Origin of the sequence: Virgibacillus sp. SK37 (genome assembly GCF_000725285.1) — a bacterium.
Taxonomy (GTDB): Bacteria; Bacillota; Bacilli; order Bacillales; family Amphibacillaceae; genus Virgibacillus_Q.
In genome coordinates this window covers 2221095-2236951 of record NZ_CP007161.1, presented here as the reverse complement: position 1 = coordinate 2236951, position 15857 = coordinate 2221095, and the positions used below count along the sequence as shown (strand labels likewise).

Sequence of the window (15857 nt, the reverse complement as noted above, 5' to 3'; positions counted from 1 at the left end):
TTCTTAATTTGGTTCTAATATATATGTTGTGGTTATTCAATGATTCGTAAAATAGATAAACTGCATACTAACTTGTTTAGAATAGGAAAATTAACTTTCATGCTGGAAAGCTTGCTGAATTATTGAGTTTGGTTACACCACCGCTACGGAAAATACTGCGCTTTTCGGGGGCGGCTGATGAGTCTCGGGCCAACACGATGTTGGTCATGAAGGCATTGCGACACGACGTCGCAACTTTAGCCTTCCAACCACTATAACGCGTTCCGGGGTCTCACCTATGCCTCATCTCCCAGAAGTCTACGTATTTTCCTTCGCTAAGGTCTAATTTTTACGTCAATGAAAAATATATTATTAAATTAAATGTACCATATCAATTGATTGGGGCGGAAGGGGGCAATCTAAGAACGCCACGTCCTGGGACTGGGGCTGCGCTAACTCGCCCCATCAAAGACCGTTTGCGCTAACTCGTCCCACCGAAAACATTTGTGGCAACGATTGCATGACCAACGTCCTCGAAAAAGTTAACACTTTTTCATCGTGCGATGTTTCTCTTAGAAGCTTTCTTTATCCTGTTGGCCCGCGACTCCTGCCGGTGGAAAGCGTCCCACTAAAGCGGAAATCAATGGGTCCATCCGCTCCCTTAAAATGAGATATACTTTAGTTCGCATTTTACTCAACTATGAATGAACAAAGTACGTTTGTACCCTAACATTTGCAGTAGAACCCTTAATTTAGTAAAACAATTGATTATAATTTTTATCTCTATTAAGCTTGTCGCTAACAAGGGAATTTCTTGCTCGGCATAAAACGGCTGAATCTAGTTATAACAAAAAGAGTTTGTATATGTTTAAACGTAAGTATTTATCATTTATGCTATATTGTATGGTATAAATATAGTAGATTATTTACAGGTGAGAGGGGTCTAAATATGGTAAATGGGAAGAATATTTTACTTGGAGTTTCAGGAGGTATTGCTGCATATAAAGCATGTGCATTAACAAGTCAATTAACTCAGCGAGGTGCCAATGTTAAAGTAATGATGACAGAGCATGCCGCCAAATTCGTCTCGCCACTCACGTTCCAAGCGTTATCGAGAAACCCGGTCTATGTAGATACATTTGATGAGAAGGATCCTGAAAAAATTGCGCATATAGATGTTGCTGATTGGGCAGATATAGCATTGTTGGCTCCGGCTACCGCTAATATCATTGGAAAAATCGCCAATGGAATTGCAGATGATATGCTTTCAACTACCATGTTGGCAACTCAGGCTGAAATTTATATTGCTCCAGCAATGAATGTAAACATGTATGCACATCCTGCAGTTGAACGAAACATGCAACAGCTGGAGGGATGGGGCTATCATTTTATTGAACCTGGTGCTGGATATTTAGCTTGTGGATATGTTGGAAAGGGAAGACTGGAAGAACCTGAAAGCATTATTAAAGCTATAGAAAATCACCAGAATCGGCTTAAACCTCTTGTCGGAAAGAAAATTTTAATATCAGCTGGTCCAACAAGAGAAATTATTGATCCAGTCCGTTTTTTCAGTAATCGTTCCTCTGGCAAGATGGGCTTTGCTTTGGCTGAAGCTGCTGCAGAAGCTGGCGGAGATGTCACCCTTGTAGCAGGTCCGTGTGGTCTTTCTATAAAAAATCCCTCAATTAAGCGAATAGATGTTATCTCTGCTGAAGATATGTATGAAGCTTTGCATCACCACTTTGATACAAGTGATATTGTGATTAAAGCGGCAGCAGTGGCTGACTATCGCCCCAAAGTAATTTATGACGATAAAATGAAAAAGCAGCCGGGAGAATGGCATGTGGAAATGGAACGAACAAAAGATATTCTTCTTTCTCTTGGTGAAAAGAAGACAACACAATTCCTTGTTGGTTTTGCTGCTGAAACCTCTAAACCGATTGAATATGGTATCGATAAACTCGAAAGGAAAAATCTTGATTCCATCGTCGTGAATAATGTATCAGAAGAGGGAGCAGGCTTTGAAGGTGATACAAATGTTGTTACATACATTAATAAACATCAGCAGATAGATGAACTTGAACTGGCCACCAAGGCAGAAGTTGCAAAGCATATCCTGAATCTAATTTATCGTGATATGAAGGATGAAATAAATTGAATATAGCTAAAGTGATTGTCGATGTACCATCTAAAGCAATAAACCAAACCTTTGATTATCTCATACCAGAAAAGTACGCTGATATACTCCAAATAGGGATGCGTGTTACTGTGCCATTTGGACCAAGAAAAGTGATGGGTTTTGTAGTCGGAAAAACGAATGACACGAACCTCGACAAATTAAAGGAAATAGATGGGGTATTGGATATAACGCCTGTTTTAACAGAAGAACTATTAAAGCTTGGAAAATGGGTTGCTAAGGACAGTGTTAGTTTCTATATTACTGCTTTGCAAGCGATGCTACCCCAAGTTTTGAAAGCACAGTACAAGAAAGAATTGATCCGAGCAACTAGAGAGAGATTGCCTGACCCATTAGAGTTTCTATTTGCAGGTAGAGATGCGTTACCATATGAAGAATTTGAAAACTCATCTATTAGTTATTATCAATTGCAAAAGGCTATACAAGAAGGAGAGGTATTCGTAAATTATCTTGTTAAGTCAAAAATCACTAAGAAACATGTAAGCATGATAAAACCTGCAAAAGATATTGCTTATTTAGAAGAAATACTTGTTGATATGTCTAAAAATGCTAAAAAGCAACGTCAGCTGTTAATGCATTTTACTGAGTATCCAGAGCCGATAGAGAGGCAGGAACTTTTGAAAAAGATAAGAACTACAGCTTCCACGTTAAAACCTTTGATGGATAAATCACTACTGGAAGCATATTCCGTAGAAGTATACAGAAACCCGTATAATGAGAATGATTTTAAGCCTACAACAGCTTTGACATTAACGGAAGAACAAGAAAAAGCGATTACCCCTATTATTAAAAGTATTGAAAAAAAATCACATGAAGTATTTTTATTACATGGAGTAACAGGCAGTGGTAAAACAGAAATTTATTTGCAGGCAATCGAAAAGGTAATTAACAAAGGTGAGGAAGCAATCGTCTTAGTTCCAGAAATTGCGCTTACCCCTCAAATGGTGAGACGCTTTAAAGGAAGGTTTGGTTCAAACGTCGCAGTTATGCATAGTGCATTATCTAAAGGTGAGAAATACGACGAATGGAGAAAGATTCAGAGAAAAGAAGTTAAAGTAGTAGTTGGCGCCAGGTCCGCAATATTTGCTCCTTTCGAAAATATTGGGATAATTATTATTGATGAAGAACATGAAACAACATATAAACAAGAGGACCAGCCAAAATACCATGCAAGGGATGTAGCAATTAGACGTGCCGAAACACATAAGTGTCCTGTTGTGCTAGGCAGTGCAACCCCTACTCTTGAATCGTTCGCTAGGGCGAAAAAGGAAGTTTACAAACTTCTTACACTTAGCAAGCGGACAAACGAACAAAGCATGCCACAAGTTGAAATTGTGGACATGAGAAAAGAACTTCATGCAGGTAATCGTACAATGTTTTCCAGACAATTAAAACAGAAGATGGAGGAACGACTGCAAAAAAACGAGCAAATTGTATTGCTTTTAAATCGCAGGGGTTATTCTACTTTTGTAATGTGCCGTGATTGTGGCCATGTAAAAGAATGTCCGCATTGTGACATCGCATTAACGTATCATAAAAACACCAATCATTTAAAATGTCATTATTGCTCTTATGAAGAGCCTATGCCTATTGTATGTCCTGAATGTGAGAGTGATTTAATTCGTTACTTTGGTACGGGAACGCAGCGTGTAGAAGAAGCTTTAACTCAACTTCTACCAGAAGCACGCATCATTCGGATGGATGTTGATACAACGAGACAAAAGGGGTCCCATGAAAAACTGCTAGGGAAGTTTGCAAAACAAGAGGCGGACATATTATTAGGAACTCAAATGATTGCAAAGGGACTCGATTTTGAAAATGTTACCCTAGTGGGAGTTCTAACTGCAGATTCCATGTTACATTTACCTGATTTTCGTTCATCCGAAAAAACCTTTCAGCTACTTACACAAGTAAGTGGCAGGGCGGGAAGGCATTCCTTAGAAGGGGAAGTCATTGTACAGACATATACACCGGACCATTATAGTATTGAGTTGGCAAGTCAATATGATTTCCAGACATTTTATAAAAACGAAATGACGATGCGGAAAACCTTTCAGTATCCGCCTTATTACTACTTGGCATTAGTAACAGTGTCACACCAAAATAAGGTTAAAACAGCACAAACAACTCAGAACATTGTTCAGTTATTACAGAAAGTTGTTAATGATAATACAGTGATTTTAGGACCAACGCCATCCCCTATTCCTCGTATGAAAGATAGATATCGTTATCAGTGCATGATAAAATATAAAAATGAACCAAGATTACGTTTTTACTTAAACAAAATTCTGGAACAATTTTCTGATGAAATGCGAAAAGAGGATCTATTTATTTCTATCGATATGCAGCCATATCATTTAATGTAAAATAGTACCGCAAAAACCGGATATACAGAAAGTGGGTTAAATATGAAACGTATAGTATTTATGGGTACACCTGATTTTTCAGTACCTGTTCTAAAATCAGTTATAGATTCAGAGTATGAAGTGGTTCTTGTTGTCTCCCAACCGGATAGACCGAAAGGCAGAAAAAAGGTCATCACCCCTCCACCAGTAAAGACAGAAGCAGAGAAATATGGTATCCCTGTATTTCAGCCGGAAAAACTAATGCATAATTATGAAGCTATTCTTGACTACCAGCCAGATCTTATCGTAACAGCAGCCTATGGACAAATACTTCCAAAAGCTTTGTTGGATGCACCAAAGTTTGGATGTATTAATGTCCATGCGTCTTTGCTTCCTGAATTAAGGGGAGGCGCGCCAATCCATTATGCAATCATGCAAGGAAAAGAAGAAACAGGTATTACTATTATGTATATGGCAGAAAAATTGGATGCTGGTGATATATTAATGCAACGCTCTGTGATCATTGAAGAGAAAGACCATGTTGGGTCTATGCATGATAAATTATCACAGACGGGTGCAAAGTTATTAGTAGAATGTTTGCCACGTTTATTCTCAAATGAATTAACCCCAATAAAACAGGAAGAAGCTAAAGCTACTTTTGCAAGGAATATAACAAGAGAACAGGAAAAAATAGATTGGACAAAAGGAAACAGGGAAATATACAACCATATTCGTGGGTTACATCCATGGCCAGTAGCTTTTACTACCTACGAAGGAAAAATAATGAAGATATGGTGGGCACAAATGGATGACTCTTTATATGAAGGGCAACCAGGTGAAATTATATCGAAAGTAAGTGACGAAGCTTTTATCGTAGTTTGTGGCGATAATAAAGGAATAAAAGTTACTGAGATTCAGCCAGCAGGCAAAAAAAGAATGACTGTAAAAGAATATTTGCAGGGGTCGATGGATCGAATAAAACAAGGTAAGGTGATGGGACACTAAATGAGTAATTATCAATTAAGAGATGCAGTATTAGATATACTTTTAAGAATAGAAAAGGACCAAAGTTTTAGCCATCTTCTCGTGAACCAAGAGCTTAAATCCAAAAAACTTAATCCGAAAGATGAGGGGTTATTAACAGAAATTGTATATGGAACACTTCAGCGCCAAATTACTCTAGATTATTTCCTATCAAAATTTGTAGATTCAAAAAAGAAGCTCGACTTTTGGGTAAAAGCACTTTTAAGAATGTCCTTATATCAAATGGTTTTTTTGGATAGAATACCAGATCATGCTATTATTCATGAAGCTGTTGAAATTGCAAAGCGAAGAGGACATCGAGGGGTTTCGTCCTTTGTCAATGGAGTGTTACGAAACATTCAGCGGCAAGGGGTCCCTAATACAGAACAAATACAGGATCCAGCCATCAGGATTTCGGTAGAAACCAGCCATCCGGAGTGGTTGGTCAAGCGTTGGTTAAGGACATACAGCTATGAAACAACAAAAGCGATGTGTGAAATGAATGTTACTCGCAAACTAACAGCCATACGTATACAACCTTTGAGAATAAAACGCGAGGAAGCGTTACGTATTCTTACTGATCAGGGATTTGAGGTCCAGGCTTCAACACTTTCCCAACAAGGAATTATTATAATAAAAGGGAACATCTTACAAACAGATCTATTTAAGCAAGGCTATGTTACCATCCAAGATCAAAGTTCTATGTTGGCTGCAGAAATGCTAAACGTTAGTCCAGGTTTGACTGTTCTAGATGCTTGCAGTGCGCCTGGAGGAAAAGTTACACATATTGCTGAGAAAATGGAGAATAAAGGAACCATCTATGCACATGACCTGCATAAAAAGAAGACAAAGCTAATTGACCAAAAAGCTGAGCAATTACAATTAAATATAATTAATACATCGCAGGCTGATGCCAGACAGCTGCAGGATCAATATGAACTGGAATCCTTTGATCGAATATTAGTTGACGCACCTTGTTCAGGTCTCGGAGTTATACGGGGGAAGCCTGAAATAAAGTATCATAAAGCAGAAGAGGATGTTAAAAGGTTAGCTGATATTCAATTATCTATATTAAATAGTGTCGCTCCATTGCTAAAGCGAAATGGATTGTTAGTTTATAGTACCTGCACGGTGGATGCCGAAGAAAATGAAACTGTAGTTAAAAAATTTTTAAAAGAGCATGTTAATTTCCAGGTAGATCCGGAGTTCTTTTCTGATTTGCCAAGGTCTGTACAAGAGTCTGAAGGGATTTCGCAATATGGATTTCAATTATTTCCCCAAAACTTCAATACCGATGGTTTCTTTTTAACCCGTTTAATAAGGACAACATAATAGAACGATTACATTTTAATTAAAAAGTATGTCATAATCGTAGTAAATAAACCTGAAGTTAAAAGAGGTGAAAGGATGGAAGGACAATTTCTGACAGATAAAGGACAGGTTAGGAACCATAATGAAGATTCCGGTGGTGTTTTCTATAACCCCTCCAAGCAGCTTCTCGCTATTATAGCAGATGGCATGGGCGGACATCAGGCGGGTGATGTGGCAAGCCTGATGGCCACCGATTTATTAAAGGAGAAGTGGGAACAATGTGATAAGCTTACCTCTCCTCAGGAAGCAGAAGAGTGGGTATCACGCGCTATTTCAGACATTAATAAATCTATTTACAAGAAAGCAATTGAAAAAGAAGAATGTAGAGGGATGGGGACAACAGTAGTAATCGCCATCTGCTCGAAGGAATTTATGACTATAGCTCATATTGGAGATAGTCGCTGCTATTTACTGCAGGACAATATTTTAAGACAATTGACAGAAGACCATTCATTAGTAAATGAGTTAGTTCGCTCAGGACAAATTACAAAGGAAGAAGCGGAACACCACCCACGTAAAAATGTTTTGCTTAAGGCGCTTGGTACGGAGGAGGATATTATCCCATCTGTGCGTTCGCTGGAGTGGCAAAAAGATAATATACTTATATTGTGTTCCGATGGTTTAATAAACAAAGTAACAGATCTTGAACTTGGTGAATTTTTGAGTTCTTCTAAGGAAGTTCGTCAAATTGGAGAAGAGATGATAGAACTTGCCAATGAACGTGGCGGTGAAGATAATATTTCACTAGTAATTGTTACAGATCCCAATTCAGAGGAAGTTGGTGAAACATTATGTTAAATGGCCACCTTTTAAACGAGCGCTACCAGATTAAAGAGACAATCGGTGGGGGTGGCATGGCAAATGTTTATCTGGCAAGAGACTTTATTCTAGAGAGAGATGTAGCAATTAAAGTATTACGTCTCGAATATGCTAACGATGAAGAATTTATTGCGCGCTTCGACAGAGAGGCTCAATCAGCGACAAGCCTATCGCATCCTAATATTGTCAATATTTATGATGTTGGTGAGGAAGACAATATTTTGTATATGGTAATGGAATATGTTGATGGAATGACATTAAAGGAGTACATCCAACGTTACGGTCCCTTGGACGTTCATGAAACTTTGGATATAATGAAACAGATTACTGCGGCAATATCTCACGCCCATGCAAATGACATTGTTCATCGAGATATTAAACCTCAAAATATATTAATAAATACATATGGTCAAGTGAAGGTTACTGATTTTGGAATTGCCATTGCTTTGAGTGCTACTTCTCTCACCCAAACAAATTCCATATTAGGTTCTGTACATTATCTGTCTCCTGAACAAGCAAGAGGAGGCATGGCTACCAAAAAATCAGATATTTATTCAATTGGGATTGTTTTGTTTGAGTTATTAACAGGTAGGCTGCCGTTTTCGGGGCAATCCCCTGTCTCTATTGCTTTAAAGCATTTACAGAGCGATACGCCCCCTGTGAAAAGATTCAATCCAGATGTGCCACAAAGTGTTGAAAACATTGTCCTACAAGCTACTGCTAAAGATCCATTTCATCGATATGACACTGTTTATGCCATGGAAGTAGCCTTGGACTCAGCTCTTGATCCTGATAAATTAAATGAAGAAATATTTTCACCCCCGATTGAAGCTGGCGAAGAAACTAAAGCTATCCCGATTATTACGGATGATCAGCTTCAACAGTCGCCCAATCAAGATACATTAGTAAGGGATGATACGGTACCGACGAAACATATCGGAGGTATGGAGAAAGGCAAAGTTGGTAAGAAAAATGCAAAACCAATGAAGCAAAAAAATAAAGGGAAAAAGAAGAAAAAAAACAAGAAGAAAAAGTGGTTAGGCTTCAGTATACTTTTGTTTATTCTTCTGGCTTCCGGGATTCTGGCTTTGTTCTTTTTACCAGACCTTTTTCAGCCCAAGGACGTAACGGTACCTGATGTGATTGATATGGGAGAAGGGGAAGCAGAAGAAGAGCTGGCAAAAATTAATCTCCAACCGAAGAAAGAATTAATGTTTTCTGATGAGGTAGAAGAAGGTCATGTAGTCAGGACAGATCCAAAACCTGGAAAAACTGTAAAAGAGGAGACCGAAATAACCCTTTATATAAGTCAAGGTAAGGAAAAAGTAAGTTTCCCTGATTATGTGGGGAGAGATTTTGACCAAATTAAGCGGCTCTTGGAAAATGAATATGAACAAGTTATTGACTATGAAAAACCTTCAGATAAGCCTGTTGGCGAAATAATCAACCAAATACAGCCTACACCTGGACAAGAAGTGGTACCAAGTGAAACAAAAGTAATATTTGAGATTAGCAGTGGTCCTGAAAAAGTAGGATTAAAAGATTTATCTGGTTATACAGAAGGGGAAGCCAAGAAGTACCTTGAGAGTATTAACATGGTTTTTAATCGTGAAGAAAAGCATGATGAAAATATTCCTAAAGGGCAAGTAATCAATCTAGACCCTGCTGCAGGTAGTGAAGTCGAAGAGGGATCCTCTGTAACTGTCTATATCTCCTCAGGACCGGAAGAGAAACCTCCTGTTTCTCGATCTGTATCTTTTACAGTCCCGTTCAAACCTGAAACAAAAGAGGATGGCGAGGAACAGCAAGAACAGACAGTGAAAATTTATGTAGACGATGCCGAGAATGATATTTCCAATGTCTACAAAGAAGAAACAATAACAGAAGACTATGAAGATACAATCACATTAGTCATAGCAGCGGGAGAAGAAGCAGAGTATTTAATTATGAGAGATGACGATATTATTATAAATAAAACAGTTCCATATAAAGAAGGTGAATAAATGGCAGAGGGAAGAATAATTAAAGCACTAAGTGGCTTTTATTATGTACAGGCTGGAGAGAATGTTTTTCAATGCAGAGGAAGAGGAGTTTTTCGTAACAAAAAGATAACCCCGCTGGTAGGAGATTTTGTCACTTTTGAACCTAATGAACATAATGAGGGGTATATCACAGATATTAAACAAAGAGAAAATGAACTAGTCAGACCTCCAATAGCTAATATTAACCAAGCAATTATTTTGAGCTCTGCTAAAGAACCTGATTTTAGTACAACATTATTAGATCGATTTCTTGTCTTAATAGAAGCAAAGGATATAAGGCCAGTTATCTTTATAACTAAAATTGATACATTAAGTGGAGAAAGTTCGTTGAAGATAGATGAATTTAAAAAAGATTACAATAATATTGGATATAAAGTTGAAATGATTTCATCTAAATATCCAGAGGAAATCCCTGAACTAAGCCACTATTTCCGTGACAAGGTAACTGTATTTGCAGGGCAGTCCGGAGTAGGGAAGTCATCTTTACTTAATGCTTTGAATCCTTCTCTTACCCTGAAAACAGGTGAAATATCATCGAGTTTGGGAAGAGGTAAGCACACGACTCGTCATGTAGAGCTAATAGAAGTCCATGGTGGGCTGATAGCTGATACCCCAGGTTTTAGTTCATTGGATTTTGGTGAAATTGAGTTGGAGAAGTTATCGGCTTGCTTTCCTGAAATGAGACAATTACAGGATCAATGTAAATTTCGAGGCTGTTTACATCACAAAGAGCCTAAGTGTGCAGTTAAAGAAGCTGTGGAAAATGGGGAGATCCCACTCTATCGATATGAACATTATCTCCGTTTCTTTGAAGAGATCAAAACAAGAAAGCCGAGGTATTAACTATGACAAAGATTGCACCATCTATTTTATCAGCAAATTTTGCAAATTTGGGAACAGAAATTCAGGAAGTCGAGCAAGCTGGAGCAGATTATATTCATGTAGATGTAATGGATGGTCATTTTGTTCCAAATATTACAATAGGCCCTCTAGTCACAGAAGCAATTAGACCAGTTACTGATCTGCCCCTGGATGTACATCTAATGATTAACGACCCTGATCGTTATATCCCTGCTTTTGCAAAAGCAGGTGCTAATATTATAACTGTCCATCAGGAAGTTTCTAAACATTTACATCGTACGATTCAACTTATAAAAGACAATGAAGTGAAAGCAGGTGTAGTGATTAATCCAGCAACACCTGCTGAGTCACTTCTCCCTATTTTATCTGATGTTGACATGGTTCTTGTGATGACTGTTAACCCAGGGTTTGGCGGCCAATCATTTATACATGGGATGCTAGAAAAAATTAAACAGCTAGCACAATGGAGAAAAGAAAAGAATCTGTCATTCGAGATTGAAGTAGACGGAGGAGTTAATTCAAGCACGGCAAAACTTTGTACAGATGCAGGTGCAGATGTATTAGTAGCAGGGAGTGCAATTTTTAATAAACAAGATAGAAAACTAGCAATTAAGGAGATAAGGGATGCGATAAAGGGGTAGATAATCATGCGTACAATAGCTATTATAGGTAATAGTCCCGATACTTATCCAGATCTTCAAATCTATAAAGATGATGTGAACGTTTGGATTGGAGCAGACAGAGGTTCAATAGAATTGATCCGACAAGAAATGCCGGTAGATTACGCTATCGGTGATTTTGATTCTACAACCGAGGAAGAGAGGGTAATAATCAAAGGTTACTGTACAGAGTTTGAAGAATACCCTTCCGAAAAGAATGAAACAGATTTAGAGCTTGCCCTTTTAAAGGCGTTTTCGTTACAACCTCAACGTATATTGTTATTTGGAGTTACCGGGGGAAGGCTAGACCATGAATTAGTAAATATTCAACTCCTGTATAGAATTGTATGCAACAATATAAAAGGGATTATTATTGATAAAAATAATATACTTGAACTTACTATGCCTGGAATTCATAAAATATCTTTAAATGCATATTATCCAACGGTTTCTTTTATTCCATATACGAAGATAGTAAAAGGTCTATCTCTGACAGGCTTTTACTATCCACTTACAAAGCAAAATATTACATGGGGTTCCACGCTATGTATCTCTAACAAGCTTATTGGAAAAAATGGTACTTTTTCTTATGAAGAAGGCATATTATTACTAGTAAAGAGTCGTGACACGATTCAGAAGTAAGCTTTGTTTGTAAAAGAGGAGGGCGAACTCATGAAATTTTATACTATTAAGCTCCCAAGATTTATCGGTGGATTTGTGAGGGTAATAATTGGTACCTTCAAAAAAGATTAAGAGCAATAGCGTTGTCACAATTATCCCCCGACAAGCTACAGAATAACTTTATAGTTTTATTATTTGTTACAGTAAAGAGTGAAGTAAGGTCTGGAGGGGGAGACGCGGGAGCTAGAAAAAGTTCCTGCTGGCAAAGATTCTTAAAAGTCTCGAATTTTTATACCTTCTTATGGCTAGAAAAAAGCTTTTGTCACATATGGCAAAAGCTTTTTTCGTTAAAAGTCTTAATTAAGCTATGAAACTATATCCTGATGTAACATAGCCTTATTATCCTCTAACTATTTCAGGTATAAGATGACCTAGATTATCTATGAGTACTACATCGTATACGATAAGTTTTTTAACAAACAAAAAGATCCTACCCTCAAAATATTGGTGTAGACGTATCTCGTACATTCATAGTTGGAGTAAACTGCGACGTAACTTAGATATAAAGACTGCGTAAATCACCGCTACGGTGAAATATTTCGCTTTCCGCGGGCGGCCTGCAAGCCTCCTCGAACTACACTAACGTTCCGTTCTGTAGGGTCTCGCTAGTCTCGCTTTTCCCGCAGGAGTCTTCATATTTCCCCTTCGCTAGGATGAGTCAGGAATATCGAAGTATTAATATATTTGTCACAAAAAAGTTGAGCAAACTCTATACTTAGATAAAAGTCTATACCAATTGATTGGAATGGAAGATGGCGACTCCTGCCGGAATAGCATGAGCTGAAGACCCTGGACGAAGCGTAGCGAAGGAAGCGGCTGAAGCCATGCCGGCGGAAAGCGTCCATCTGCAATGGAAAGCAATGGCGTTAAATGCTCTCCGAATCGCATTTATGTAGCCTTTATATTTTAAAAGACGTCCATTTGCACACAAAAACTTACGTCGCATTATATCTAAATTGCGAATCATTGAATAACCCAACATATATATTAGAACAACAAAAAAAGCACCCGTTTATCATGTATATGATGGGTGCTTTCTTGACTATAACTAATGTTAAGTTGTATGCTCTGGTATATTATACGCGTTCTACTTTACCTGATTTAAGTGCACGTGCAGAAACATAAACACGTTTCGGCTTACCATCTACCATTATACGTACTTTTTGTACATTAGCTTTCCAACTACGTTTATTGGAATTCATCGCGTGAGAACGTTGATTCCCAGTACGAGTTTTACGTCCAGTAACAACACATTTTCTAGCCATGTTATCCCTCCTACTCTCTAGCATGTGTCAATTAATACTTATACAATTTACCATAACTAGACAGATATTGCAATTACTAAATACGTTAATATAAAGAAAAATCACTTGACAGAATAAAGTGTATCGTTCATTGTTAAAAGGGGTAAAATGGATAGCATTTACTCACTTTTAATATTATCATGCATGTAGTAAAATATTCTTATATCGAGAGTACAAACCACCATCCGAAATAATAAACAACGTTATATTCTGCTGGTGACTTCTGTTTGATAATCAGCATGTTTTAAATTTACTAAACAGAGGCAAATTATTTCTACACCCTTAAGTTAAGATTTAAATCGATTGAAGTTAAAGGGTTCTTGACTAATTTTGTTAAAGGAGGATCATTATGTCCATTGAATTAAATACAAATGATGGTCATGTAACGATAACAAACGATGTTATTTCCACCATTGCTGGAGGAGCAGCAGTTGAATGTTATGGCATTGTTGGCATGGCATCGAAAAGTCAAATTAGAGATGGTATTGCAGAAATCCTTAGAAAAGAAAACTTCTCCAAAGGAGTAGTAGTTCGGCAAGCGAATGATAAGCTGCATATAGATATGTACATTATTGTTAGTTATGGAACGAAAATTTCAGAGGTTGCGCATAATGTTCAATCACAAGTGAAATACATTTTAAGCCAATCTTTAGGATTATCGATTGATTCAGTGAATATTTATATCCAAGGAGTAAGAGTCGCTAAGGATTAAAACTTGTTTTTTGGTTTGAAAGAATTTGGATTTGGAAGAGATTTATAAACAGCGCAGTAAATACAGAATATGGATACGCCTAGGACCTTGGAAATCCCGCAAAGTTACTGCGGGAAAAATGGTCCTATATGAAGGTGAAATATTAAAAAATACATATTTATCAAAATAAGAGTTGCGTTGTTGCTTTAGAGGAGGAAGTATGGTGACTATACAAAAGTTAGATGGGATTACTTTTGCACAGATGGTGCTTTCTGGAGCTCATCATTTATCAAACAATGCTCAAAAAATTGATGCTCTGAATGTTTTCCCGGTTCCTGATGGAGATACCGGAACAAACATGAATTTATCTATAACATCTGGTGCATCAGAAGTTAAGAAACAAGACAGTAATAGTATTTCCATTGTGGCTGATGCTTTTGCTAAGGGTTTGTTAATGGGTGCGAGAGGAAATTCTGGAGTGATTTTATCACAAATATTTCGCGGTTTTTCTAAAGGTTTAGAAAAGAAGGAAACCGTAACTGCAGAAGATTTAGCTGTTGCTTTTGAAAGTGGTGTTACAGCAGCATATAAAGCTGTAATGAAACCTGTGGAAGGAACTATTTTGACTGTGGCGAAAGACGCGGCGTCTGCAGCAACAGAGCATTCCGGATTAAATAATATTGTTGAATTAATGGAAAAGGTAGTTGAAGAAGCGAAAGCCTCACTAAAGCGTACACCAGAACTATTGCCAGTCTTAAAAGAAGTAGGAGTGGTTGATTCAGGTGGGCAAGGGCTTGTTACGATTTATGAAGGATTTTTGGCCTTTTTGAAAGGTGAAAAATTACCAGAAAATAATGCAGATATTGATATGGAAGACATGGTAAACGCAGAGCACCATAAAATCACTCAGGATTTTATGGATACTTCAGAAATTGAATTTGGTTATTGCACGGAATTTATGGTGAAGTTTGAGGAAGAAAAGACCTCGGAAAATCCATTTAACGAAGAAGCATTCCGAAATGAATTAAGTGAGCATGGAGATTCTTTATTAGTTGTCTCTGACGATGAAATTGTTAAAGTTCATATTCATGCAGAATATCCTGGAGCATGTTTAAGCTTGGGTCAACAGTATGGAAGCTTGATTAATATGAAAATCGAAAATATGCGAGAGCAACATACAGCGATTGTAGGGAAGAATAAAAAAGAAAAACCTAAAGAAAAATCCGAGTATGCAATTGTAACTGTTGCTATGGGTAAGGGGTTAAAAGAGTTGCTTGAGAGCCTTGGAGCGACAGTGGTTATAGAAGGCGGTCAAACGATGAACCCAAGTACAAAGGACATAACAGATGCAATTAAACAGGCAAATGCCAAAAATGTACTTATCTTGCCTAATAATAAGAATATTATAATGGCAGCAGATCAGGCAGCTGAATTAGCTGACGAAGAGGTACGTGTGGTTCCAACGAAGACAATACCTCAAGGTATAAGTGCTATGCTCGCCTTCCACCCGGATGCTGATCTAGATATGAATAAGGAAACAATGAACGAAGCGAGGCAGCATGTTAAAACTGGACAAGTTACTTATGCTGTACGTGATACGCAAATTGATGGTATTACAATAGAAAATGGGCATTTCATGGGGATTTTAGATGGTAAAATAACCTCCACAAATCAAAACCATTTTGAGACTGTGAAACTTCTTCTGCAGGAAATGATTACAGAGGAAGATGAAATACTTACAATTCTGCAAGGGGAAGATGTAAAAGACGAAGAGCTGAATACACTAATAGAATTTGTGGAAGAAACTTATGAGGATATAGAAATAGAAGTGCATAAAGGTAACCAGCCAATCTATTCCTATATTTTGTCCGTAGAATAAAAATAG

14 protein-coding genes are annotated in these 15857 nt (G+C 37.6%); 12 read left to right on the top strand and 2 right to left on the bottom strand.

Features of this window, described 5'->3' with window-relative positions:
- Positions 1-928: 928 nt before the first annotated feature.
- From coaBC to spoVM, 10 genes are all read left to right on the top strand, one after another.
- The gene (coaBC, locus tag X953_RS11560) at positions 929-2137 is read left to right on the top strand and encodes a bifunctional phosphopantothenoylcysteine decarboxylase/phosphopantothenate--cysteine ligase CoaBC (protein ID WP_040955715.1); all 1209 of its coding nucleotides are present in this window, start codon (positions 929-931) and stop codon (positions 2135-2137) included.
- Positions 2134-4542, top strand: coding sequence for a primosomal protein N' (gene priA / locus X953_RS11555; RefSeq protein ID WP_040955714.1), 2409 nt, complete (start codon positions 2134-2136; stop codon positions 4540-4542). Before coaBC ends, priA begins: the two co-directional genes overlap by 4 nt.
- Positions 4543-4584: 42 nt before the next feature.
- Positions 4585-5526, top strand: a complete 942-nt coding sequence (gene fmt / locus X953_RS11550) for a methionyl-tRNA formyltransferase (RefSeq protein WP_040955713.1) — start codon at positions 4585-4587, stop codon at positions 5524-5526.
- On the top strand, positions 5527-6876 hold the full coding sequence (gene rsmB / locus X953_RS11545; RefSeq protein ID WP_040955712.1) for a 16S rRNA (cytosine(967)-C(5))-methyltransferase RsmB: 1350 nt from the start codon (positions 5527-5529) through the stop codon (positions 6874-6876).
- Positions 6877-6951: 75 nt separating this feature from the next.
- The gene (locus X953_RS11540; RefSeq protein WP_040955711.1) at positions 6952-7713 is read left to right on the top strand and encodes a Stp1/IreP family PP2C-type Ser/Thr phosphatase; all 762 of its coding nucleotides are present in this window, start codon (positions 6952-6954) and stop codon (positions 7711-7713) included.
- Positions 7707-9737 carry a Stk1 family PASTA domain-containing Ser/Thr kinase gene (gene pknB, locus X953_RS11535; protein ID WP_040955710.1) on the top strand — a complete coding sequence of 677 codons (2031 nt, stop codon included), beginning with the start codon at positions 7707-7709 and terminating at the stop codon, positions 9735-9737. The genes X953_RS11540 and pknB overlap by 7 nt, the downstream gene beginning before the upstream one ends.
- A complete protein-coding gene (gene rsgA / locus X953_RS11530) occupies positions 9738-10619 on the top strand; it encodes a ribosome small subunit-dependent GTPase A (protein ID WP_040955709.1) in 882 nt (293 codons plus the stop codon).
- A 2-nt stretch (positions 10620-10621) separates the two neighbouring features.
- On the top strand, positions 10622-11278 hold the full coding sequence (gene rpe / locus X953_RS11525) for a ribulose-phosphate 3-epimerase (RefSeq protein WP_040955708.1): 657 nt from the start codon (positions 10622-10624) through the stop codon (positions 11276-11278).
- Positions 11279-11284: 6 nt separating this feature from the next.
- Positions 11285-11938: a thiamine diphosphokinase gene (locus X953_RS11520; RefSeq protein WP_040955707.1), complete on the top strand. Its 654-nt coding sequence runs from the start codon at positions 11285-11287 to the stop codon at positions 11936-11938.
- Positions 11939-11968: 30 nt separating this feature from the next.
- Entirely contained in the window at positions 11969-12049 is an 81-nt protein-coding gene (gene spoVM / locus X953_RS11515) for a stage V sporulation protein SpoVM (RefSeq protein ID WP_019376515.1), read from the top strand.
- A 655-nt stretch (positions 12050-12704) separates the two neighbouring features.
- On the opposite strand, the gene X953_RS19535 is transcribed toward spoVM, so the two are convergent.
- Together X953_RS19535 and rpmB are read right to left on the bottom strand one after the other, a co-directional pair.
- On the bottom strand, positions 12705-12944 hold the full coding sequence (locus X953_RS19535) for a hypothetical protein (RefSeq protein WP_084715679.1): 240 nt from the start codon (positions 12942-12944) through the stop codon (positions 12705-12707).
- A gap of 109 nt (positions 12945-13053) precedes the next feature.
- Positions 13054-13242 (bottom strand): 50S ribosomal protein L28, encoded by a 189-nt coding sequence (gene rpmB, locus X953_RS11510; protein WP_019376514.1) that lies wholly within the window; start codon positions 13240-13242, stop codon positions 13054-13056.
- A gap of 388 nt (positions 13243-13630) precedes the next feature.
- Between rpmB and X953_RS11505 the strand changes: the two genes are divergently transcribed.
- Both X953_RS11505 and X953_RS11500 read left to right on the top strand, forming a co-directional pair.
- Positions 13631-13993, top strand: a complete 363-nt coding sequence (locus tag X953_RS11505; RefSeq protein WP_040955706.1) for an Asp23/Gls24 family envelope stress response protein — start codon at positions 13631-13633, stop codon at positions 13991-13993.
- Positions 13994-14195: 202 nt separating this feature from the next.
- Positions 14196-15851, top strand: a complete 1656-nt coding sequence (locus tag X953_RS11500) for a DAK2 domain-containing protein (RefSeq protein WP_040955705.1) — start codon at positions 14196-14198, stop codon at positions 15849-15851.
- The last annotated feature ends 6 nt before the right edge of the window (positions 15852-15857 follow it).

Excerpts from the sequence above, each read along its gene's own strand:
- coaBC (WP_040955715.1), top strand. The coding sequence starts at position 929 with ATGGTAAATGGGAAGAATATTTTACTTGGAGTTTCAGGAGGTATTGCT.
- fmt (WP_040955713.1), top strand. The coding sequence starts at position 4,585 with ATGAAACGTATAGTATTTATGGGTACACCTGATTTTTCAGTACCTGTT.
- rsmB (WP_040955712.1), top strand. The coding sequence starts at position 5,527 with ATGAGTAATTATCAATTAAGAGATGCAGTATTAGATATACTTTTAAGA.
- X953_RS11540 (WP_040955711.1), top strand. The coding sequence starts at position 6,952 with ATGGAAGGACAATTTCTGACAGATAAAGGACAGGTTAGGAACCATAAT.
- pknB (WP_040955710.1), top strand. The coding sequence starts at position 7,707 with ATGTTAAATGGCCACCTTTTAAACGAGCGCTACCAGATTAAAGAGACA.
- rsgA (WP_040955709.1), top strand. The coding sequence starts at position 9,738 with ATGGCAGAGGGAAGAATAATTAAAGCACTAAGTGGCTTTTATTATGTA.
- rpe (WP_040955708.1), top strand. The coding sequence starts at position 10,622 with ATGACAAAGATTGCACCATCTATTTTATCAGCAAATTTTGCAAATTTG.
- X953_RS11520 (WP_040955707.1), top strand. The coding sequence starts at position 11,285 with ATGCGTACAATAGCTATTATAGGTAATAGTCCCGATACTTATCCAGAT.
- spoVM (WP_019376515.1), top strand. The coding sequence starts at position 11,969 with ATGAAATTTTATACTATTAAGCTCCCAAGATTTATCGGTGGATTTGTG.
- X953_RS19535 (WP_084715679.1), bottom strand. The coding sequence starts at position 12,944 with ATGATTCGCAATTTAGATATAATGCGACGTAAGTTTTTGTGTGCAAAT.
- rpmB (WP_019376514.1), bottom strand. The coding sequence starts at position 13,242 with ATGGCTAGAAAATGTGTTGTTACTGGACGTAAAACTCGTACTGGGAAT.
- X953_RS11505 (WP_040955706.1), top strand. The coding sequence starts at position 13,631 with ATGTCCATTGAATTAAATACAAATGATGGTCATGTAACGATAACAAAC.